Origin of the sequence: Streptomyces macrosporus (assembly GCF_039533145.1) — a bacterium.
Lineage (GTDB): Bacteria > Actinomycetota > Actinomycetes > Streptomycetales > Streptomycetaceae > Streptomyces > Streptomyces macrosporus.
The window spans coordinates 251914-272321 of record NZ_BAAASZ010000052.1 but is presented as its reverse complement, the minus strand read 5'-3'; the positions used below and the strand labels follow the sequence as shown (position 1 = coordinate 272321).

The following is a 20408-nucleotide window of genomic DNA, read 5'->3' as shown; positions in this document are numbered from 1 at the left end:
CTTCTCACCAGGCAGCCTGATGGACATACCCCCAAGCGCGGCGATCGACCGCGTCGGCACGAAGGGGAGATCGCCCATGCACCTCACCCCGCGCGAGCAGGAGAGGCTCACCCTCTTCACGGCCGCCGAGCTGGCCCGCAGGCGGCTGGCCCGCGGCGCGCGGCTCGGCGCCACCGAAGCCGTCGCCCTGGTCTGCGACGAGATCCTGGAGATGGCCTGGGACGGCACGCCCCTGGAGGAGGTGGTCGAGCGGGCCGCGCGCGTCGTCCCCCGCGACCGGCTGCTGCCCGGCGTGCCCGAGGCCGTGCCGAGCATCCAGGTCGAGGCCCTCTTCCCGCACGGCTCCACGCTGGTCCACGTGCCCGAGCCGTTCGGCCCGGCCGACCCGACGGGCCCCGGCGGCGTCCTGGCCGCCGGAGGCGCCGAGGAGGAGACCGAGCTGGCCCCCGGCCGTCCGCGCCGGGTCCTGACCGTCACCAACCGGGGGCACCGGTCGATCTGGGTCTCCTCCCACTTCCCCCTGGAGGAGGCCAACGCCGCCCTGGAGTTCGACCGCGAGGCCGCCCGCGGCCACCGGCTGGACGTCCCGGCCGGCACCTCGGTCGAGTTCCTTCCCGGTCACAGCCGATCCGTCACCGTGGTGGCACGAGGAGGTCGCCGGCGATGAGCCGCATGTCCCGGAGCGCCTACGCCTCCGTCTACGGTCCCACCAGCGGCGACCTGATCCGGCTCGCCGACACCGACCTGTGGGTGCGCGTCGAGGCCGACGACACCGAGCCCGGCGAGGAGCTGCTCGGCGGCTGCGGCAAGACCACCCGCGACGGACTGCTGGTCACCGGACGCGCCCCGCGCGACAGCGCCCTGGACATGGTGGTCCTCGGCGTCGTCGTCATGGACCCGCTGCTGGGGGTGCGCAAGACCAACATCGGCATCAAGGACGGCCGGATCGTCGGCGTCGGGCGGGCCGGAAACCCCGAGACCACCGACGGCGTCGAGCTGGTCGTCGACTCCCACACCGCGATGATCACCGGGGAGGGGCTCGTCGCCACCCCCGGCATCGTCGACTCCCACGTCCACCTCTCCAGCGCCGAGGTCGTGCCCGCGGCGCTGTCCGCCGGAGTGACCTCCCTGGTCGGCATGGGCATCGGCGGCGTGTGGGACGTGGGCGCCAACCCCGCCTACAACCTGCACAGCCTCATCGAGGGCTGGCGCGACGCCCCGATCAACGTGGCGTTCCTGGCCCGCGGCTCCTCCTCCTCGCGGGAGCTGCTGGAGCGCGCCGTCCTCGCCGGGGCCGGCGGCTTCAAGATCCACGAGGACTGGGGCGCCACCCCGCGGATCGTCGACACCTGCCTGGGTGTCGCCGAGGAGGCCGACCTGCCGGTCGCGCTGCACACCGACACCCTCAACGAGTCCGGCTACCTCTCCGACACCCTCCACGCCACCCGCGGCCGCACCGTGCACGCCTACCACGTCGAGGGCGGCGGAGGGCACCCGGACCTGCTGGAGATCGTCTCCCAGCCGCACGTCCTGACCTCCTCCACCACCCCGACCCTGCCGCTCACCCCGGCCACCGTCGCCGAGCTGCTGCCGATGACGATGACCGTGCACCGCGGCCACCACGGCGTGCCCAGCGACGTGTCCATCGCCGCGAGCCGGGTGCGCGAGCACGCCATCGCCGCCGAGAACGCCCTCCACGACCTGGGCGCGATCAGCATCGTCAACTCCGACGCCATGGGCATGGGACGGATCGCCGAGACCGCCCGCCGCACCTGGCAGCTCGCCCACGTCCAGGCCCACCTGGCCGGCGAGACCGGACCGGGGTTCGTCAACAACGAGCGGGTGCTGCGCTACCTCGCCAAGGTCACGATCAACCCCGCCATCGCCCACGGCATGGCCCACGAGGTGGGCTCCCTGCGGCCCGGCAGCCTCGCCGACATCGTCCTGTGGCGCCCGGCGACCTTCGGCGCCCAGCCCGAGCTGGTGCTGAAGTCCGGGTTCGTCGCCTGGGGCCTGACCGGCTCCGGCTCCGGCTCCACCCGGCTCACCCAGCCCCGCGTGATGAAGCCCTACTTCGGCGGCCTGGGCGGGGCGCCGCGCCGGCTGTCCACCGTCTTCGTCTCGCGGGCGTGCCTGGAGGACGGCTCCGCGTCCGCGGCGCTGCCCCGCGGGGTGCGCTACACCGCCCTGCGCGACAGCCGCGGCCTGACCAGGGCCGACATGGTCGCCAACACCGCCGTGCCGGACGTGCGGGTGCCCACCACACCCGACGCGGTCCACATCGACGGACGTCCCGTCGACGTCCACCACGCCACCGAGCTGCCGCTGACCCGGCTGCAGAACCTCGCCTGACCCCGCGTCCCGTCCGGAAGAGACCCGCCACCCGACATGCTCGATCTGAAACTCGTCAACGCCCGCGTCCGCACGGTCGACGACGACCACCCGCGCGCCCACTCCCTCGGCGTCCTGCACGGCCGCGTCGTCGGCCTCGACGAGACGGTCGCGGACCTCCCCGCCCGCACCACCGTGGACTGCCGCGGCGCGGTCGTCGTCCCCGGCTTCGGCGACGCCCACAACCACATGGCCTGGTTCGGCCAGTCCCTGGACGAACTCGACCTGTCCGGCGCCCGCACCCTGGAGGCGGTGTACGACGCCGTCGCCCGCCGCGCCGCCGCCCTCCCCGCCGACGCCTGGGTGGTGGGCTCCGGCTACGACGACACGGTCATGGGCGGCCACCCGTACCGCGAGGCGCTCGACCGCGCCGGCGGCGGCAGGCCCGTGTGGCTCAAGCACCGCTCGGGCCACATGTGCGCCGTCAGCGGCGAGGTGCTGCGGCTCGCGGGCGTCCTGGACGGCACCGCGGCCGAACCCGAGGGCGGGGTCGTCGTCCGCGACGCCTCCGGGGCCCCCACCGGGCTGCTCCAGGAGCGCGCCCAGTCCCTGGTGACCGGGCTCGTCATGCCCTACCCGGTGGCCGAGCTCGCCGACGCCATCGGCAGGGCGAGCGCCGTCTACGCCGCCGAGGGCCTCACCCACGTCACCGAGGCCGGCATCGGACGCGGCCTGATCGGCCGCAGCCCCGTGGAGGCCGCCGCGTACCAGCTCGCCCGCGAGCGGGGCACGCTGCGCACCCGCGTCGAGCTGATGGTCGCCGCCGACAACCTCCACCCGCTCGACGCGCACGCCGACGACGGCATCACCACCGGCATCGACCTCGGCCTGCGCTCCGGGTTCGGCGACGACCGGCTGCGGCTGGGCCCGATGAAGATCTGGCTGGACGGCTCGCTGATCGGCCGCACCGCCACCGTGACCGAGCCCTTCTGCGGACACGACCACGCCACCGGCGTCTACCAGAACGACCCCGACGAGATGCGCCGCCTCGTCGTCGCCGCCCACCGCGCCGGCTGGCGCGTCGCCGCCCACGCCATCGGCGACGCCGCCGTCGACCTCGCCCTCGACGCCTTCGACGAGGCCCGGCGCACCACCCCCCGCCCCGGAGTGCGGCACCGCATCGAACACTCCGGGGTCGTCCGCCCCGACCAGCTGAAGCGCTACGCCGAGCTGGAGGTGACGCCCGTGCCGCAGGCCCACTTCCTGTACGCGGTGGGCGACACCATGGCCGAGGCGCTCGGCCCCGAGCGGACCCCCTGGATGTACCGGCACAAGTCCTTCCTCGACCACGGCCTGCGCGTCCCCGGCAGCTCCGACCGCCCGGTCGCCCCGGGCGCCCCGCTGCTGGGCATGCAGTCCATGGTCGAGCGGCTCAGCCGGGACGGCGTGGTACTCGGCCCGGACGAACGGGTCACCGCCGAGCAGGCCCTGCGCGCCTACACCATCGACGCCGCCTGGGCCGGCCACGACGAGGACCGGCGGGGCAGCCTCACCCCCGGCAAGCTGGCCGACCTCGTCCTGCTGTCCGACGACCCCGTGGAGACCGACAGCAGCCGGATCGGCGCCATCGACGTACTCGCCACCTTCGTGGCGGGCGAGTGCGTGCACGGCGCCGACGTACTCGGGGACGCCGTGTCCGTGACCGGTCCCCTCCCCCAGGCCGGCGTCTGACGGCCGCACGCAAGGAGCACTACAGGACATGAACAAGCTGGAACACGCCGCGGGCACCACCTCGGGTGGGCCGGGCGGCGCCGAGAAGGTGGTGGTCACCGAGAAGGAAGCGGGCCGCGTCGCCTTCGCGTCCTTCGTCGGCACGGCACTGGAGTGGTACGACTACTACCTCTTCGGCACCGCCGCCGCCATCGTCTTCAACCGGCTGTACTTCACCTCCCTCAACCCCACGGCCGCCACCCTCGCCGCCTTCGCCACCTTCGGCGTCGGCTTCGTGGCCCGCCCCATCGGCGCCGTGATCTTCGGCTGGCTGGGAGACCGCATCGGCCGCCGGCCCGCCCTGCTCATCACCGTGGTGTTGATCGGCGTCGCCACCGGCCTCATCGGTCTGCTGCCCGGCTACGCGGGCATCGGCATCGCCGCGCCGCTGCTGCTGGTCCTGCTGCGCCTCCTCCAGGGCATCGCGGTCGGCGGCGAGTGGGGCGGCGCCGTCACCCTGGCCGTGGAGCACGCGCCGCCGGCGAAGCGCGGACGCTACGCCGCCCTGCCCCAGGTCGGCTCCCCGGTCGGCACCCTGCTCTCCTCCGGCGCCTTCTCCCTGGTGCTGCTGCTCCCGAAGGACTCCTTCGACTCCTGGGGCTGGCGCCTGCCGTTCCTGGCCGCCTTCCCGCTGCTGCTCATCGCCGTCTACATCCGCCGCAAGGTGGAGGAGTCGCCGCTCTTCGAGGAGCTGCTCAAGCAGGACGAGCGCGCCAAGATCCCGGCGGTGGACGTCTTCCGCACCGCCTGGCGCCGGCTGCTGGTCGCCATCACCTCGGCCCTGCTGGGCGTCGGCGGCTTCTACATCCTGACCACCTTCGTGATCAGCTACGGCGCCGACACCCTGGGGCTGTCGCGGAGCCTGATGGTCAACGCCACCCTCGTCGCGGCCGTCTTCCAGATCGCGGTGATCCTGTTCATGGGCCGGGTGGCGGAGCGGATCGGCCCCGGTCGGGTCACCCTCTGGGGAGGTGCCGCCACCGCGCTGCTCGCCTTCCCGCTCTTCTGGCTGATCGACACCGAGAGCCCGCTGCTGGTCGTGTTCGCGGTGACGCTCGGCATCGCCGTGCTCTCCGTGGCGTACGCCGTCTCCGGGGCCCTGCTCACCGAGCTGTTCCCGGCGCACCTCCGCTACAGCGGCGTGGCCCTGGCGTACAACCTGGCGGGCGCCCTCACCGGCTTCCTGCCCTTCGTCGCCACCGCGCTGCTGGACGTCAGCGGCGGCGCCTCGTGGCCGGTCGCCCTGCTGCTGGCGGCGCTGTCCCTGCTCACCGCGCTCGGCGGCCTCCTCGGCGAGCGGATGCGGGTGAAGGACAACGTGGCGAGCGCGCCCGCCGCGTCCTGACGCACCCCTCCGCGCCCCTCCACGGCGAGAGCCCCGGCCGTTCCCGGCCGGGGCTCTCGCCGTGTCCTCTCGTCCTCCCCGATCGTCCTCCCCGATCGCCCGCTCAGGCGTCGAGGACCTGCCCGTCCCGGCGCACCACGGGCGGTTCCACCGACCACGGGAAGTTGATCCACCGATCGGTGCGCTTCCACACGTACTCGCACTTCACCAGCGACTGCGGCTTCTCGTAGATCACCGCGGACCGCACCTCGGCCACGTGCTCGGCGCAGAAGTCGTGCACCAGCTTGAGCGTCTTGCCGGTGTCGGCGACGTCGTCGGCGACGAGGACCTTCTTCTCGCGCAGGTCGACGAGGCTGGGGACGGGCGGGAGCATCACGGGCATCTCCAGCGTCTCGCCCACGCCGGTGTAGAACTCCACGTTCATGACGTGGAGGTTCTTCACGTCGAGCGCGTAGCCGAGCCCGCCCGCGACGAACAGCCCGCCGCGCGCGATGGACAGGATCATGTCCGGCTCGTAGCCGTCGTCCGCGATCTCCTGCGCCAGCTCCCGGATCGCCCGTCCGAAGAGCTCGTACGTCAGGTTCTCCCGCTCCTGGCTCATGTGCGTCGTTCTCTCCCTCAGACCTGCGTGCGGTGGAAGTTCAGATAGGAGCGCGAGGGCGTCGGCCCGCGCTGTCCCTGGTAGCGGGAGCCGTACCGGGCGGACCCGTACGGGTGCTCGGCGGGCGAGGTGAGCCGGAACATGCACAGCTGCCCGATCTTCATGCCGGGCCAGAGCTTGATGGGCAGCGTCGCCACGTTCGACAGCTCCAGCGTCACGTGCCCGGAGAAACCGGGGTCGATGAACCCGGCCGTGGAGTGCGTCAGCAGGCCCAGCCGTCCCAGCGAGCTCTTTCCCTCCAGCCGGGAGGCGATGTCCTTCGGCAGCGTGACGACCTCGTACGTGGAGGCGAGCACGAATTCGCCCGGGTGCAGGATGAACGGCTCGTCCCCCTCCGGCTCCACCAGCCGCGTCAGGTCGGGCTGCTCGACGGCCGGGTCGATGTGGGGGTAGCGGTGGTTCTCGAACACCCGGAAGAAGCGGTCCAGCCGTACGTCGATGCTGGAGGGCTGCACCATCGCCGGGTCGTACGGGTCGATCCTCACCCGCCCCGCGTCGATCTCGGCCCGGATGTCCTTGTCTGAGAGAAGCACGCACCGAGCGTACAGACCGAGGGCCCGGCGCTTCCGCACCGGGCCCTCGGTCCCACCTCGGCTCTCCCACCGCGCCGCCGGACGCCGCCGCCTCGGCGTCCCTCGGCGCTTCCCTCAGCGCTTGGCCGGGACCACCGGCACGGCCTGCCGCAGCCGCGCGCACCGCGGGCACCGCAGCAGCCGGCCGGGGCCGATCCGGCCGGGGCCGAGGTTCTGCATCGGGAACGTCGAGGTGCTGAACACGTGCCCTTCGGCACACCGAACGACGGTGGGTTCCATCGCTTGCCTCTCCCCATGTACGTGGACGACGAAAGCCACATTAAGGGATCAAGCGGTCTGCTCCACCAACCGGCACTCCCCTCACCGTACGCCTCAACTCCCTTCCCTCGCCTCCCCGAACCACACCCGTGAACCGACGGAGCGCACAGCAAAAAGACCCCGCGGCTGTGCGCCGGGGGCCCGAGATGCGGTACAGTGTGCGTCGATGAGCAACGATGATCGTTCGCTCTTCGCGGGTGTAGTTTAATGGTAGAACATGAGCTTCCCAAGCTCAGAGCGCGGGTTCGATTCCCGTCACCCGCTCCAGCGGAAAGCCCCAGGCCGGCGGCCCGGGGCTTCTTTGTTGCCCGGACCGCGCCCGGCGTCTCGCGTCGGACTCGCACCACAGAGATCCCGCCACCCGGACGGCCACCTCGGCGCATACGGGCGCACACGGCGACGGCCGCGCTCCCGAAGGAAGCCGGGCCGCACGGTCACCCATACGCGATCGACGCCACTCCGGCCGAGGCGGTCCCACACCGGCCCCTGGCGGCGATGCCGGCGTCCGCTCTCGGCGACACGGCCGGACCGTGCGGCGACCGGGCCCGCTCGGGGCCCGTGTGTCAGCCGGCCGAGCAGCCGGGGCAGACGCCCCGGTAGGTGATCTCCGCGTCGCGGAGAGTGAAGCCGAAGCGCTCGGAGGCGGGCAGGTCGGAGATCGGGTTCCCCGTCGGGTGCACGTCCCGGACCGCGCCGCAGTGGACGCAGACCAGGTGGTGGTGCGGCCGGTGCGCGTTCGGGTCGTACGTCTTGGCGCGCTTGACCGTGGTGACCTCGATCACCTCGCCGAGCGAGACCAGCTCGCCGAGCGTGTTGTACACGGTCGCCCGGGAGATCTCCGGGAGCCTCGCGGCGGCGCGCGCGTGGATCTCGTCGGCGGTCAAGTGGACGTGCTCACCGACGAGGACCTCGGCCACGACACGTCGTTGCGCGGTCATCCGCCAACCGCGTTCACGCAGACGTTCCAGCAGGTCGCTCATGGCAGGCCGCCCCAACTGTCGAGGGATCTCGCTCCGATGGAGTACGACTTTGGATCCACAACTGACTTAGACAATGTCTAGTATAGGATGAGGTTCACGAGGTTACGCGCCATCGCACGACATCGGACCTGGTCTGCCGTGACTGTGGGGACGCCGTCGACGTGCACTGCGCCACGGGCGACGCGCTGTGTCCGCAGCCGTGAGACCTCCAGGGCCTCCGCATCACCACCGCGGGAGTTCACCACCGGGGCTTCGGCCCTGTACGTCTTGAAGGAGACCGTCTTGACCGACTCCACCCACACCCCGGCGACGCTGCAGAACGGCGCGCCGGCCGTCAGTGACCGCAACTCGCTCAGCCTCGGCACCAACGGTCCGCTGCTGCTCCACGACGTCCACCTGGTCGAGACCCTCGCGCACTTCAACCGCGAGCGCGTGCCGGAGCGCAACCCGCACGCCAAGGGCGCCGGCGCCTTCGGCGTCTTCGAGACCACCGAGGACGTCTCCCGCTACACCAAGGCGGCCCTCTTCCAGAAGGGTGCCAAGACCGAGATGCTCGCCCGGTTCTCCACCGTGGCCGGCGAGCAGGGTTCGCCCGACACCTGGCGCGACGTCCGTGGTTTCGCCCTGAAGTTCTACACCTCCGAGGGCAACTACGACATCGTCGGCAACAACACGCCGGTCTTCTTCGTGCGTGACCCCATGAAGTTCCCGCACTTCATCCGGTCCCAGAAGCGCATGCCGCACACCGGTCTGCGCGACAGCACCATGCAGTGGGACTTCTGGACGGCGAACCCCGAGTCCGCCCACCAGGTGACCTACCTCATGGGCGAGCGCGGCCTCCCCGCGACCTGGCGCCACATGAACGGCTACGGCTCCCACACCTACATGTGGATCAACGCCGAGGGCGAGAAGTTCTGGGTCAAGTACCACTTCAAGAGCGACCAGGGCGTCGAGTCCATGTCCAACGAGGAGGCCGAGCGCCTCGCGGGCACGGACGCGGAGTACCACCGCCGCGACCTGTTCGACGCGATCGAGCGCGGCGAGTTCCCGAGCTGGACCCTCCACGTCCAGGTCATGCCGTACGCGGACGCCAAGAACTACAGGTTCAACCCGTTCGACCTGACCAAGGTGTGGCCGCACGCGGACTACCCGCTGATCAAGGTCGGCAAGATGACGCTGAACCGGAACCCGGAGAACTTCTTCGCCGAGATCGAGCAGGCGGCCTTCGCCCCGTCGAACCTCGTCCCGGGCATCGGCGTCTCCCCCGACAAGATGCTGCTCGGCCGCGTCTTCGCCTACGCGGACGCCCAGCGCGCCCGGATCGGCACCAACTACTTCCAGCTGCCGGTCAACCGCCCGAAGGTGAAGGTCAACTCCTACACCTTCGACGGCAACATGGCGTTCGAGCACACCGGCAAGGCCCCGGTGTACGCCCCGAACTCCTTCGGCCGCCCGTTCGCCGACGAGACCGGTCCGGTCGAGGACGGCTGGGAGGCCGACGGCGAGATGGTGCGCAGCGCCTACAGCCTGCACGCCGAGGACGACGACTTCTCGCAGCCCGGCACGCTGGTCCGCGAGGTCTTCGACGACGCCCAGCGCGACCGCTTCGTCGAGACCGTCGCCGGTGCCCTCGCGTCGGTGCAGGAGCCGGTCCTGTCCCGTGCCTTCGAGTACTGGAAGAACGTCGACGCCACCATCGGCGAGCGCATCGAGCGGGCCACCAAGGAAGCCCGGGCGAAGTAATCCCCGCACGACCCACACGACGCACGCCGTGACGGAAGCCCGGTCCCTTCGGGGGCCGGGCTTCCGTCATGGACGTGGGACGTCACGGACGTGGACGGGGCTCCTCCTCCCCGGCGGCGGACGGCTCCGTCCACCGTTTCGGGACCGGTCCCGAGTTCCCCGTGCCAGGTTGCGGGGCACGGCCGGCGGCGTTGCCGGCACGGGAAGAGGCGTTCCGCTTGCCGGGGTTCACTCCGGTTGCCTACCGTGAGCGTCTCCGTACGGGGAGCCACTGAGGGGTGGGGTCATGGGGCGTCGTGAGTCCGAACTGGACCCGAACGCGGGGCCGGTGGAGCGGTTCGCCTTCGAGCTGCGCACACTGCGCCGGGAGGCCGGGACGCCCACCTACAAGGTGCTGGCCGAGCGGGCCGGTTACTCGGTCACCGCGCTCTCCCAGGCCGCCGCCGGGGAGCGGTTGCCGACGCTGCCGGTCGCCCTGGCCTACGTCCGGGCCTGCGGCGGGGACGTCGAGGAGTGGGAGCGGCGGTGGCGGGACACGGCCCGGGAGGCGGCCCGGCTGCGGGACGACGACGAGGCGAGGCCGCCGTACCGGGGCCTGGCGCGCTTCGAGCCGGACGACGCCGCCCTGTTCTTCGGCCGCGACCGGCTCGTGGAGAAGCTGACCGACCTCACCCGGCGCCACCGGTTCACCGCGGTCTTCGGGCCGTCCGGCAGCGGCAAGTCCTCGTTGCTGCGCGCCGGGCTGATCCCCCGGCTGCGGCAGGGCGGGGACGGCGGGCCGCGTCCGGCGACCGTGCGGATCATCACCCCCGGCGCCGACCCCCTGGCCGTCCACGGCGACCGGCTCGCACCCCGGCTCGACGTCGACGGCGACACCTGGCTGATCGTCGACCAGTTCGAGGAGCTGTACACGCTCTGCCACGACCCCGCGGTACGGGCCGCCTTCCTCGACCGGCTGCTGGCGGCGCGGGACGCCGACAGCCGGCTGCGCGTGGTCGTCGCGGTGCGGGCCGACTTCCTGGGGCGGTGCGCCGAGCACGCCGGACTCATCGCCGCCGTGCAGGACGCCACCCTGCTGGTCGGTCCGATGAGCCGCGACGAGCTGCGGGAGGCCGTCGTCAAGCCCGCCGCCGCCGTCGGGCTCCAGGTGGAGCGCTCCCTGACGTCCCGCCTGCTGGACGAGGCCGAGAACGAGCCGGGCGCGCTGCCGCTGCTGTCCCACGCCCTGCTGGAGACCTGGCAGCACCGCAGGGGACGCGCCCTGACGCGGGAGGCGTACGACGCGGCCGGCGGCCTGCACGGCGCCGCGGCCCGCACCGCCGAGGAGGTCTTCGCCCGGCTGACCGACGCCCAGGCCGACCTCGCCCGCCGGATCCTGCTGCGCCTGGTCGCCCCCGGCGACGGGACGCCCGACACCCGCCGGCCCGCCGACCGCGCGGAACTCGACCTCGGCGATCCGCGGGACACCGCCACCGTCCTGGAACACCTGGCCAGGGCCCGGCTGATCACCCTCGCCGACGGCACGGTCGACCTCGCCCACGAGGCCCTCATCGACGCCTGGCCCAGATTGCGCGGCTGGATCGACGCCGAACGCGACCGGCTCCGCCTCCACCGCCGGCTCACCGAGGCCGCCCGCGGCTGGGAGGACCTGGGCCGCGACCCCGGAGCCCTGTACCGGGGCAGCCGGCTCGTCATGGCCGGCGAGGCGTTCCCCGAGCCGGACCGCCACCGCGATCTCACGCCCGTGGAGCAGGAGTTCCTCGCCGCCTCGGTGCGACAGCGTCGCCGTAGCGTGGCGCTGCGCCGGGCCGTGACCGCCGTCCTCGCCATCCTGCTCCTGCTGACCTCGGGCACCGCCGTCGTCGCGTTCCAGCAGCGGGCCACCGCCCGGACGGAGCGCAACACGGCGATCTTCCACCAGATCACCGCGAAGGCCGACGAGTTGCGCGGCGCCCGGTCCTCCCTCGCCGCCCAGCTCGACCTCGCCGCCTACCGGATGCGGCGGACCCCCGAACTCCGCACCAAGCTGGTGTCCGGCGCCCACGCCACCCTCTCCACCCCGCTGACCGGGCACACCGGCGTCGTCACCTCGGTGGTGTTCGCCCCGGACGGGAAGACCCTGGTCAGCACGGGGTACGACGCGGCGGTGCGGCTGTGGCACATCGGCGACCGGGCCCGGCCCAGGCCCCTGGGCAGGCTCCCGGGAGGGCACGAGGGACCCGTCCTCTCGGCCGTGTTCGCCCCCGGCGGAAACACCCTGGTCACCACCGGTTTCGACCGCACCGTGCGGCTGTGGGACGTCACCGACCCGAAGGAGCCCGAGCCGCTGGGCGGGCCGTTGACGGGGCACGAGGGGCCCGTCGTCTCGGCCGCGTTCGACCCCGCCGGACGCGTCCTGGTCACCGCCGGCGACGACGCGGCGATCCGGGTGTGGGACGTCGCCGACCCGAGGGAGCCCGACCTCCTGGACGTGGTGCCGGACGCCCACGGGCGGAGCGTACGGAGCGTGGCGTTCGCCCCGGACGGGAAGACCCTGGCCAGCGGCGGCTACGACAAGACGGTACGACTGTGGGACGTCGCCGACCCGGCCCGCCTCCGGGCGCTGGGCGAGCCCCTGGAGGGGCACGAGGCCGCGGTCTGGTCGGTGGAGTTCGCCCCGGACGGGAAGACGCTGGCCGGCGGCGGCTACGACGCGACGGTGCGGCTGTGGGACGTCGGCGATCCGAAGGAGCCCGAGCCGCTGGGCGAACCGCTGGAGGCCCACGACGCCGCCGTCACCTCCGTGGCGTTCGCCCCGGACGGGAAGACCCTGGTCACCACCGGTCAGGACGACACGCTGCGGCTGTGGAACGTCGCCAATCCCGCCTACCCCATGCCCCTGGGCGAACCGCTGACCGACCACACGGACGGCGTCTGGACGGTGGCGTTCGGCCCGGACGGGACCACCCTGGCCAGCGGGGGCCAGGACCACGTGGTGCGGCTGTGGCACCGTCCCGCCACGCTGCTGACCGGGCACACCAACCCCGTCAACTCCGTCGCGTTCGACCCGGACGGCCGGCTCCTGGCGAGCGCCAGCAGCCACGACCACATGGTGCGGCTGTGGAACACCCGTGACCCCGCGCGCCCGTCGCTGATCGGCGAGCCGCTGATCGCCCACGAGGGGCCCGTCACCTCGGTGGCGTTCGCTCCGCGCGGGAACGTCCTGGCCAGCGCGAGCGAGGACCGGACGGTGCGACTGTGGGACGTCGGCGATCCCGCGCGGCCCCGGGCGCTGGGCGACCCCCTGGAGGGCCGCGTCGGCATCGTCCACGCGGTGGCGTTCGACCCGGACGGCCGGCTCCTGGCCGCTGCGGGGGCGGACGGCGGGGTGCGGCTGTGGGACGTCGCCGACCCGGCCCGGCCGCGGGTGCTGGGCGACCCGTTGGACGCCCACGGCAACGACGTCGCCTCCCTGGCGTTCGACCCGCGCGGGAACGTCCTGGCCACCGCCGGGGCCGACAACACGGTGCGGCTGTGGGACGTCGCCGACCCCGCGCGGCCCCGGGCCCTGGGCGAACCCCTGACCGGCCACCTCGGCATCGTCCACGCGGTGGCGTTCAGCCCGGACGGCCGTGTCCTGGCCGGCGCGAGCGAGGACCGGACGGTACGGCTGTGGAACGTCGCCGACCCGGCCCGGCCGCGGGCGCTGGGCGACCCCCTGACCGGTTACAAGGGGCCCGTCCACGCGGTGGCGTTCGGCCCCGACGGGGCCACCCTGGCCGGCGCGGGCAGCGACAACACGGTGCGGCTGTGGGACGTCGCCGACCCCGCACGGCCCACGCCCCTGGGCGAACCCCTGACCGGCCACGTCGACACCATCACCTCCGTGGCGTTCGCCCCGGACGGCGACACCCTGGCCAGCGGGGGCTACGACGTCACGGCACGGGTGTGGCAGCTCGACGCGGAGCGGGCGATCCGACGCATCTGCTCCACCACGGCGGGCTCCCTGACGCGGCGACAGTGGGAGCGGTACGTGCCGCAGGTGCCGTTCACCCCGCCCTGCGGGTGAACCGCCGCCCGGATCGGGGGCGTTCGGAAAGACCGGAATTGTTCACTCCGGTGGAACGGGCTGCTGAACAACCCCGCGGGCGCTGGACTGGAGACACGGGGCACCGCACGGCCGGGGGAGTGCGGTGCCCCGGCCGTGCCCGACCACGGCCCGGCACGGGGGCGAGCCGGCGGTCGTCGTCGGTCGTCGTCGGTCGTCGGCGGCGGGCCGCCGGGCGGCTAGATCGGTTCGCCGGGAAGGGCCGTGTACCTGTCGCGGAGTCCGTCGATCAGCGGGTGGGTCGCCGGGAAGGAGAGGTCGTCCAGGGCACCGACGGGGCGGACGCCGACGACGGCGTTGGTGGCGAAGGCCGCGTCGAAGCCGGCGGCGTCGGCGAGGGTCACCGGGGCCGTCACCGAGTCCTCGTGGAGCCGCTGGAGCAGCCGCATGGTGACGCCGACCAGGCAGTCGGCCTCCGGCCACACCACCCGGTCGCCCTTGACGAAGCCGATGTTCCAGGTGCCGCCCTCGCAGACGCGCCCCCGCCCGTCGACGAAGAGGACGTCGTCGAACCCCGCGCGCCGCGCCTCGCGGCGGTGGCGCAGGGAGCCGAACAGGCCGACGTTCTTCACCTCGGGCATGTCGCGGGTGTAGGCGACGGAGCGGACCCGCAGCGGCGTGGCCGGCGCGGCGCCGGCGGGCGAGGTGGTCACCAGGACGTGGGGGTGGGCGTCCCGGTCGATGTGGCCCGGGCCGAGCGCCGGGTCGAAGACGGTCACCCGGACCACGGAGGTGCCGTCGAGGGGAGCCGTCCGACGGATGTGCTCCCGGACGCGGTCGGGGTCGAGGCGGGTGTCGAACACCGCCCGGCAGTCGCGCACCAGCCGGTCCAGGTGCAGGGACAGCCCGCGCACCCGGCCCTGTTCGACGCGCATGGACGTGAAGTGCCCGTAGTTGGTCAGTGCCAGCGCCTGGAGGGCGTCGTTCAGGCCGACCGGCTCACCGCTGTGTTCCGCCATGCGCCCAAGCCTGGCACGCCCGTGCCGGACGGGGCGGCGTCTCCCGGGTCACCGGAGGTCCTTGTGGAGCACGGAACAGGGGCGGTCCCCCGCGCGGTCCCGGCGGCGGTCGATCTCGCGGTAGCCGAGCGCGGTCCAGAACGCCCACGCCGTCGGGTTGTTCTCCAGCACGGCCAGGCGGACGCCGGCGCGGCCCGCGGTCCGGAGGCGTTCCTCGACGAGGCCGGCCGCCGCGCGTCCGAGACCGCGGCCGTGGTGGTCGCCGTGGATCATCAGCAGACCGATCCACGGGTACGGGTCGCCCGGGTCGGGGTGCCGGTGGAGGAGGCAGGCCACGCCGGCCGGCCGCCGCGCCCGGTCGCGCAGGAGCAGGACCTCGGCGTCGGGGTTCTCCAGCTCCTCGCCGAGCGCGGAGGCCACCTGGTCGGGGGTGACGTGCTCCGGGTCCGGGAAGTCGCCGCTGAGACGGTGGTAGCCGGGGTTGGAGGCGTACACCGCCGTCAGGTCGGCGAGCGTCGGCCCGGTGAGGGGGCCGGTGACGGGCACGAGGTCGAGGTCCACAGGCGGCACGGTAGGCGGACGGGGCGGGCCGCCCCACCGATTTTTCCGTGCGGGGCGCGTCTCACGCCCCCCCGGCAGCGCGGTCAACGCCGGCGCCGGGTCACGTGCCGGCGGGCCGACCCGGACACCGCCTTGGAGCACCGAGAGGCACCGGGCGTCCGCCGTCCGGCGCGGCGACCGCGCAGAGTGGAGACATGACCGTTCCCCCTCCCGCGCCCCGCCGGCCGGACCCCCTCGGCGCGCGCCCGGCGGCCGGCCGGCGCGTCTGGTACGCGGCGTACGGCTCGAACCTGCACCGCGAACGCCTCACCTGCTACCTCGCCGGCGGCAGACCGCCCGGCGGCGCCCGGACGTACCCCGGCTGCCGGGACCGCCGACCGCCCGCGCGGTCGCTGCCGATCGTGCTGCCCGGACTGCTGTACTTCGCGACCGAGTCGCCGGTGTGGACCGGCGGGCGGGCCTTCTACGACCCCGACGCCGGCGGCGAGACGCCCGCGCACGCCTACCTGCTCACCGTCGCGCAGTTCTCCGACATCGCCGCCCAGGAGATGTACCGGGAGCCCGGCACCGATCCGGACCTCGCCGAGGTCCTGGCGCGCGGGCGGGCGCGGCTGGGGCCGGGCCGGTACGAGACGCTGGTCTGCCCCGGCCTGCTCGACGGCCGGCCGGTGCTGACCTTCACCGCCCCCTGGCGGAGCGGCGAGGTGGAGAAGACCCCGCCGTCGGCGGCCTATCTGCGGCATCTGGCGGCGGGGTTGATGGCGGCCCACGGCTGGAGCGTCGAGCGGGCGGCCCGGTTCCTCGCCGGCCGTCCGGGCGCGGCCGCGCGCTGGACGCCCGAGGCCGTGGTGGAGCTGGTGGAGCGGGCGGGGTGACGCGGGCCGCGTCAGGGGCGGACCGCGACGGACCAGGGGGGCCGGTAGGTGTCCGGCACGGGGTACCGCGGCCAGTCGCGGGCCCAGCGCGGCACCTCGCCGCCGCGCAGCACCAGGGCGTCGGCCCGCGTCCGGGCGTCGGACTCCGCCGTGGAGCAGCCGGCGACGTGGGCGGCGGGGATCGCCGAGCCGCTCCCGCCGAGCACGCACGGCGGACGCACACCGTGTTCGCGCAGCACCGCGGCGGTCCGCCGCCAGTCCTCGCGGGCCTTCTCCTGGATGTCGCCGTGGGTGTACGCGAGGCCGAGCTGGACGGTCAGGTGGCCCGCGAGGACCAGGGCGAGGACGGCGGCCACCGGGAGCGAGCGGCGGGCCCGGTCCGCGACGGCGAGCAGGCCGAGGGCGGCGGGCACGGCGAGCAGGGCGTAGCCGGGCAGCAGGAAGCGCGGTGCCGCGTAGGCGACGAGGAAGAGGTACTGCGCCACGGCCGAGAGGGCCACGGCCACGGCGAGCCACAGGGGCGCCACGGGCCCTCCCGCGCGGCGCGCGGCCCACAGGCCCAGGGCGGCGAGCAGGACGAGCAGCGGCCACCACTCCACCGCGGCCCACCACACGCCGTCGCCCTCGCAGGGGCGGCACAGCAGCGGACCGTCCAGCGAGGTGAGGTTGGCGGCCAGGGAGAGGACGGGCCGCGTGCCGCCCTGGGCGTCGCTCGCCTCGGCGAGCCGCCGGCCCACCCCGCCGAACCGCAGGTACGCCTCGACGATCCACGGCAGCGCGCCCGCCGCGACGCCCCCCGCCACGGCCGCGATCCGGCCCGGGTCGCGCCAGGCGGGCACCAGGAGGGCGGCGAGGAGGAGCGGGGCGGCGACGAACGCGCCGTCGTTGGGCCGCATCAGGGTGGCCACGGCCAGCCCCGCGACCACCCCGGCGTGGCACGGGCGGCGGCGGGCGAAGCAACCCGCCGCCGCGACCGCGCCCATCGCCGTGTAGTGGTTGGGCATCGCGGAGTTGGCGTAGAACAGGGCGATCCACCCGCTGCCGTACAGCGCCGCCGCCGCCCAGGCGGCCGACGGGCGGGACAGGGCCCGCAGCCAGGGGCGGAAGCCCAGGTACAGCGCGACGCCCGCCAGGAGGAGCAGCCAGATCCTCAGCAGGAGTTCCGAGCCGTTCCAGGAGGCGATCGGGAGCTCCAGCAGGGGCACGCCCCGGGTGCGCGGGGCGCTGAAGGGGGTCGCGGGGCCGTGGGGGTCGAAGCGGCTGGTGTAGACGCGCTCGTCCCAGCCGAGCGGCAGGGTGGGCGGCACCAGGGCGGCGGCGGCCAGGACGAAGACGGCGCACACGGCCCACAGTCCGCGGCCCGCCGTCCTCACCAGGGCGGACTCCGCTGCCGTCCGTCCGGGGTCGAAGGCGGACGCCACCCGGCCGGGTGCCGCCGACCAGCCCGTCACGGCCTTCACATGGCCTCCAGCCGCCGGTGGTTCACTGCGTTCTGCACTTTCCGTGCCGTTTTATCAGCGAATGTAGTGGTTTCGAGGCGGCACACGCGGCGGACCGGTCCGATCACACGACCGTCGTACGGCAGGTGGGCTACGGACGCGCCCGGTCGGGCGGGGCGGCCCGCGCGCCCGTCAGGGGCGGGTGCGCAGGCCGGTGCCGTTGAGACAGAGGGCGATGTTGCGCACCGCGGCGGTGAGTTCCTCGATCACCCGGGCGGCCTGCTCCGCGTCGTGGAAGGCGGGGCGGTCGGCGGCCAGGGAGGTGTTGAGGTCCGCGGTGAGGCGGCGCACCGCGTCGATGTCCCCGGCGGAGGGGGCGGTGGACGGGGCGGCGGGCGGGGCGGGCGGATCGGCCGGTTCGGGCCGGGGCGGCTTGGGGGGCACCGGGGCGGAGAGCACGGGGCCCGTGGCGGGCGCGGAGGGCGCGGGCTTCGGAGGCTCCGGGGCCGGCGCCGGCGCGGGGGGCGCGGCGGCGACGGGCTCCGCCGGGGCGGGCGGGGGCGCGGGGACGGCCTGCGGTTCGTCCCCGCTTCCGTCCCCGTTCCCGCTCGCGGGGGCGGGGGCCGGAGGGTCGACGTGGAGTGCCTCCGTGCCGCCCGCGACCGGAAGCCCCCAGCCCTTGACGGGCTTCGCCACGTCCGGCGAGAGCCTGGTCTGCGGCAGCAGGACGTTGTCGGCGGTGCCCGGTGACCACAGCGGCGTGGTGGGGTGCGGCGCGCCGACGTGTTCGGCCTTCCACTGGAGGCGGTAGCACTCGACCTGGTCGGCGCAGGCGGCGCGGGCGTGGAAGATCGCGCTGCCCTCGCCGAGGTCGGGGTACCAGAGGTTGGGTCCGGGGAAACGCACCGTCCGCATGCGGGGTTTGATGGGCTCCGCGCAGCCGATGCAGCAGCCGGCCGGGACGCACAGGGCGCCGCCCTCGCTCCGCGCCGCCGCGCGGGGACCGATCTCCCCGCGGTACTCCCCGTTGCTGCACGGCGGCAGTTCGCCGCAGGTGCGGCAGACCGCGTAGTGCTCGGGGAGGACCTGCCAGCCGTGACCGATGGGCGCGCACCAGTACTTGGGCGCGGACCGGGGGAAGTTCTCGTTGCGCAGGACGAGGATCACGGGCCGCTTGTAGAAGTCGGCCCGCTCGGGGGGCTGGACGTTCACCTGCCCGTTCGCCCGGCGCAGGTGCTCCGAGTGCCGCCACAGCTCGACGTGTTCGCGCCACGCCTGCTCGTAGGAGAGGGGCCAGGGGTGGTCGCGGTACTCGTTGATCTCCAGGATCCGCCAGGGTTGCCGGTCGAAGACGACGACGTGCCCGCTCTTCAGGCGGAGGTGCGTACCGTTGTCGCCTTCCTTCGGCCAGTCGATGCGGCCGACGCGGGTGGGCTGGTCGGGGAGCCCTTCGCGGACATGCATGACACGCTCCTCGGCAACGGGACAACCATGGTCATCATGGAGCAGTTTCCACCATTCTGTGTCATTTCGGACCTTTAACCGGTCAGACACGCGCGCCCGACCGTCGCTCGGCCCTCCGACCGGTATGACGGTCTGTCAAGTCGTCTCTTTTCCACCGCCGTTCACGGCGGTCTCCCGGTCCGCGGAGGGCCAGTGCTCCAGCAGCACGTGCAGCGCCTCCAGGGCCCGCTCCCAGGACTCCCGCACGCCGCGCGGGTGCCCGAAACCGCCGCTCGCCTCGAGGCCGGTGAAGCCGTGGAAGGTGCTGCGCAGCAGACGCACCGCGTCCGTCAGGTCCGGCTCGGCCAACCCGTACGCGCGCAGCGTCGCGTAGGTGATCTCGATGGTGCGCCGGCCCGCGGACGACGCGGCGACGACGTCCGGGACCGGCCGCATCTGGGTCGCCGCGTAGCGGCCGGGACGCTCCAGCGCGAACTCCCGGTAGGCGTGGGCGAAGGCGAACAGGGCGTCCCGTCCCGCCCGGCCCGCGACCGCCGCCCCGAGCCGTTCGGCGAACTCCTCCACGGCCCGCAGCGCGACCCGCGTCCGCAGGTCCCGGAGGTTCCTCACGTGCGAGTACAGGCTCGCGTCCTTGACCCCGAAGCGCCGTGCCAGCGCGGAGAGCGTGACGTTCTCGAACCCGACCTCGTCCGCCAGGTCCGCCGCCGCCTCCGTCACCCGCTCCGCCGTCAGTCCCGCCCGGGCCATGCGCCACCTCCACCGAAGCCCTTCCTAGGGGAATTAACCCTTTGCCTAGTGCCTCTAGGCACGGTTAGCGTCCGGGCCATGAAACCACTGAGCGAGCGGGAGATCCGCGAGTCGTTCGTCAACTGCTCGAAGGGCGAGGCCAAACGCCTCGCCCTTCCTCGGGACCTGACCGAACGCCCCTGGGAGCACCTCGACTTCCTGGGGTGGCGCGACCCCGCCGCCCCGGAGCGCGGCCACCTCGTCGTCGAGCGCGCCGGCCGGCTCGTCGGCGTGGTGCTCCGCTTCCCCGTCAAACAGCGCGGCCCGGCACACCGCGGCGGCAGCATGTGCTCCCTGTGCCTGACCACGCACCCGGCGGACGGCGTCTCCCTGGTGACGGCCCGCAAGGCGAGCCGGGCCGGGCGGGAGGGCAACTCGGTCGGGGCGTACATGTGCACCGACCTCGCCTGCTCCCTCTACGTACGCGGCCGGAAGGTCCCGGAGGCCGGCGGACGCATCCAGGAGTCCCTCACCCTGGAGGAGCAGATCGAGCGCACCAGGGACAACCTGTTCGCCTTCCTCGACAGGCTCCACGAGTGAGCCGCGCGAGCCATGG

At 73.8% G+C, this 20408-nt stretch carries 17 protein-coding genes and 1 tRNA gene; 9 read left to right on the top strand and 9 right to left on the bottom strand.

Annotated features, from left to right (window positions below):
- Positions 1 to 76 precede the first annotated feature (76 nt).
- The 4 genes from ureA to ABD335_RS30585 are packed head-to-tail and all read left to right on the top strand — an operon-like array spanning position 77 to position 5446.
- Positions 77 to 667, top strand: a complete 591-nt coding sequence (gene ureA, locus ABD335_RS30600) for an urease subunit gamma (RefSeq protein ID WP_344329375.1) — start codon at positions 77 to 79, stop codon at positions 665 to 667.
- Positions 664 to 2352, top strand: coding sequence for an urease subunit alpha (locus ABD335_RS30595; protein ID WP_344329373.1), 1689 nt, complete (start codon positions 664 to 666; stop codon positions 2350 to 2352). The genes ureA and ABD335_RS30595 overlap by 4 nt, the downstream gene beginning before the upstream one ends.
- Positions 2353 to 2388: 36 nt before the next feature.
- Entirely contained in the window at positions 2389 to 4062 is a 1674-nt protein-coding gene (locus tag ABD335_RS30590; RefSeq protein WP_344329372.1) for an amidohydrolase, read from the top strand.
- Between the two features lie 28 nt (positions 4063 to 4090).
- A complete protein-coding gene (locus ABD335_RS30585) occupies positions 4091 to 5446 on the top strand; it encodes an MFS transporter (RefSeq protein ID WP_344329371.1) in 1356 nt (451 codons plus the stop codon).
- Positions 5447 to 5549: 103 nt separating this feature from the next.
- Here ABD335_RS30585 and ABD335_RS30580 read toward each other — a convergent pair whose 3' ends face one another.
- From ABD335_RS30580 to ABD335_RS30570, 3 genes are all read right to left on the bottom strand, one after another.
- Positions 5550 to 6047 carry a phosphoribosyltransferase gene (locus tag ABD335_RS30580; protein ID WP_344329370.1) on the bottom strand — a complete coding sequence of 166 codons (498 nt, stop codon included), beginning with the start codon at positions 6045 to 6047 and terminating at the stop codon, positions 5550 to 5552.
- A gap of 17 nt (positions 6048 to 6064) precedes the next feature.
- Positions 6065 to 6640 (bottom strand): dCTP deaminase, encoded by a 576-nt coding sequence (dcd, locus tag ABD335_RS30575; RefSeq protein WP_344329367.1) that lies wholly within the window; start codon positions 6638 to 6640, stop codon positions 6065 to 6067.
- Positions 6641 to 6754: 114 nt separating this feature from the next.
- A complete protein-coding gene (locus ABD335_RS30570) occupies positions 6755 to 6919 on the bottom strand; it encodes a hypothetical protein (RefSeq protein ID WP_344329366.1) in 165 nt (54 codons plus the stop codon).
- A 232-nt stretch (positions 6920 to 7151) separates the two neighbouring features.
- On the opposite strand from ABD335_RS30570, the gene ABD335_RS30565 reads away from it, so the two are divergent.
- Positions 7152 to 7225, top strand: a tRNA-Gly gene (locus tag ABD335_RS30565).
- A gap of 296 nt (positions 7226 to 7521) precedes the next feature.
- On the opposite strand, the gene ABD335_RS30560 is transcribed toward ABD335_RS30565, so the two are convergent.
- Entirely contained in the window at positions 7522 to 7938 is a 417-nt protein-coding gene (locus ABD335_RS30560) for a Fur family transcriptional regulator (RefSeq protein WP_344329365.1), read from the bottom strand.
- A gap of 282 nt (positions 7939 to 8220) precedes the next feature.
- On the opposite strand from ABD335_RS30560, the gene ABD335_RS30555 reads away from it, so the two are divergent.
- Both ABD335_RS30555 and ABD335_RS30550 read left to right on the top strand, forming a co-directional pair.
- Positions 8221 to 9681 carry a catalase gene (locus tag ABD335_RS30555; protein ID WP_344329363.1) on the top strand — a complete coding sequence of 487 codons (1461 nt, stop codon included), beginning with the start codon at positions 8221 to 8223 and terminating at the stop codon, positions 9679 to 9681.
- 286 nt (positions 9682 to 9967) lie between these two features.
- Complete coding sequence (locus ABD335_RS30550) at positions 9968 to 13729, top strand: nSTAND1 domain-containing NTPase (protein ID WP_344329361.1); 3762 nt, start codon at positions 9968 to 9970, stop codon at positions 13727 to 13729.
- A 218-nt stretch (positions 13730 to 13947) separates the two neighbouring features.
- On the opposite strand, the gene ABD335_RS30545 is transcribed toward ABD335_RS30550, so the two are convergent.
- Positions 13948 to 14727, bottom strand: coding sequence for an aminotransferase class IV family protein (locus ABD335_RS30545; protein ID WP_344329360.1), 780 nt, complete (start codon positions 14725 to 14727; stop codon positions 13948 to 13950).
- 48 nt (positions 14728 to 14775) lie between these two features.
- On the bottom strand, positions 14776 to 15288 hold the full coding sequence (locus ABD335_RS30540; protein ID WP_344329359.1) for a GNAT family N-acetyltransferase: 513 nt from the start codon (positions 15286 to 15288) through the stop codon (positions 14776 to 14778).
- Positions 15289 to 15482: 194 nt separating this feature from the next.
- Here ABD335_RS30540 and ABD335_RS30535 point away from each other — a divergent pair, with 194 nt between their 5' ends.
- On the top strand, positions 15483 to 16163 hold the full coding sequence (locus ABD335_RS30535) for a histone deacetylase (protein ID WP_344329358.1): 681 nt from the start codon (positions 15483 to 15485) through the stop codon (positions 16161 to 16163).
- Positions 16164 to 16174: 11 nt separating this feature from the next.
- Here the strand turns inward: ABD335_RS30535 and ABD335_RS30530 are convergent, their stop codons facing one another.
- From ABD335_RS30530 to ABD335_RS30520, 3 genes are all read right to left on the bottom strand, one after another.
- Positions 16175 to 17623, bottom strand: coding sequence for a hypothetical protein (locus tag ABD335_RS30530; protein ID WP_344329357.1), 1449 nt, complete (start codon positions 17621 to 17623; stop codon positions 16175 to 16177).
- 171 nt (positions 17624 to 17794) lie between these two features.
- A complete protein-coding gene (locus ABD335_RS30525; RefSeq protein WP_344329355.1) occupies positions 17795 to 19066 on the bottom strand; it encodes a hypothetical protein in 1272 nt (423 codons plus the stop codon).
- 135 nt (positions 19067 to 19201) lie between these two features.
- A complete protein-coding gene (locus tag ABD335_RS30520; RefSeq protein WP_344329354.1) occupies positions 19202 to 19813 on the bottom strand; it encodes a TetR/AcrR family transcriptional regulator in 612 nt (203 codons plus the stop codon).
- A gap of 78 nt (positions 19814 to 19891) precedes the next feature.
- Between ABD335_RS30520 and ABD335_RS30515 the strand changes: the two genes are divergently transcribed.
- Entirely contained in the window at positions 19892 to 20392 is a 501-nt protein-coding gene (locus tag ABD335_RS30515; protein WP_344329353.1) for an FBP domain-containing protein, read from the top strand.
- The last annotated feature ends 16 nt before the right edge of the window (positions 20393 to 20408 follow it).

Bases quoted from the DNA above. Each gene is read 5' to 3' on its own strand.
- ureA (WP_344329375.1), top strand. From the start codon at position 77: ATGCACCTCACCCCGCGCGAGCAGGAGAGGCTCACCCTCTTCACGGCC.
- ABD335_RS30595 (WP_344329373.1), top strand. From the start codon at position 664: ATGAGCCGCATGTCCCGGAGCGCCTACGCCTCCGTCTACGGTCCCACC.
- ABD335_RS30590 (WP_344329372.1), top strand. From the start codon at position 2,389: ATGCTCGATCTGAAACTCGTCAACGCCCGCGTCCGCACGGTCGACGAC.
- ABD335_RS30585 (WP_344329371.1), top strand. From the start codon at position 4,091: ATGAACAAGCTGGAACACGCCGCGGGCACCACCTCGGGTGGGCCGGGC.
- ABD335_RS30580 (WP_344329370.1), bottom strand. From the start codon at position 6,047: ATGAGCCAGGAGCGGGAGAACCTGACGTACGAGCTCTTCGGACGGGCG.
- ABD335_RS30570 (WP_344329366.1), bottom strand. From the start codon at position 6,919: ATGGAACCCACCGTCGTTCGGTGTGCCGAAGGGCACGTGTTCAGCACC.
- ABD335_RS30560 (WP_344329365.1), bottom strand. From the start codon at position 7,938: ATGAGCGACCTGCTGGAACGTCTGCGTGAACGCGGTTGGCGGATGACC.
- ABD335_RS30550 (WP_344329361.1), top strand. From the start codon at position 9,968: ATGGGGCGTCGTGAGTCCGAACTGGACCCGAACGCGGGGCCGGTGGAG.
- ABD335_RS30545 (WP_344329360.1), bottom strand. From the start codon at position 14,727: ATGGCGGAACACAGCGGTGAGCCGGTCGGCCTGAACGACGCCCTCCAG.
- ABD335_RS30535 (WP_344329358.1), top strand. From the start codon at position 15,483: ATGACCGTTCCCCCTCCCGCGCCCCGCCGGCCGGACCCCCTCGGCGCG.
- ABD335_RS30525 (WP_344329355.1), bottom strand. From the start codon at position 19,066: ATGCATGTCCGCGAAGGGCTCCCCGACCAGCCCACCCGCGTCGGCCGC.
- ABD335_RS30520 (WP_344329354.1), bottom strand. From the start codon at position 19,813: ATGGCCCGGGCGGGACTGACGGCGGAGCGGGTGACGGAGGCGGCGGCG.
- ABD335_RS30515 (WP_344329353.1), top strand. From the start codon at position 19,892: ATGAAACCACTGAGCGAGCGGGAGATCCGCGAGTCGTTCGTCAACTGC.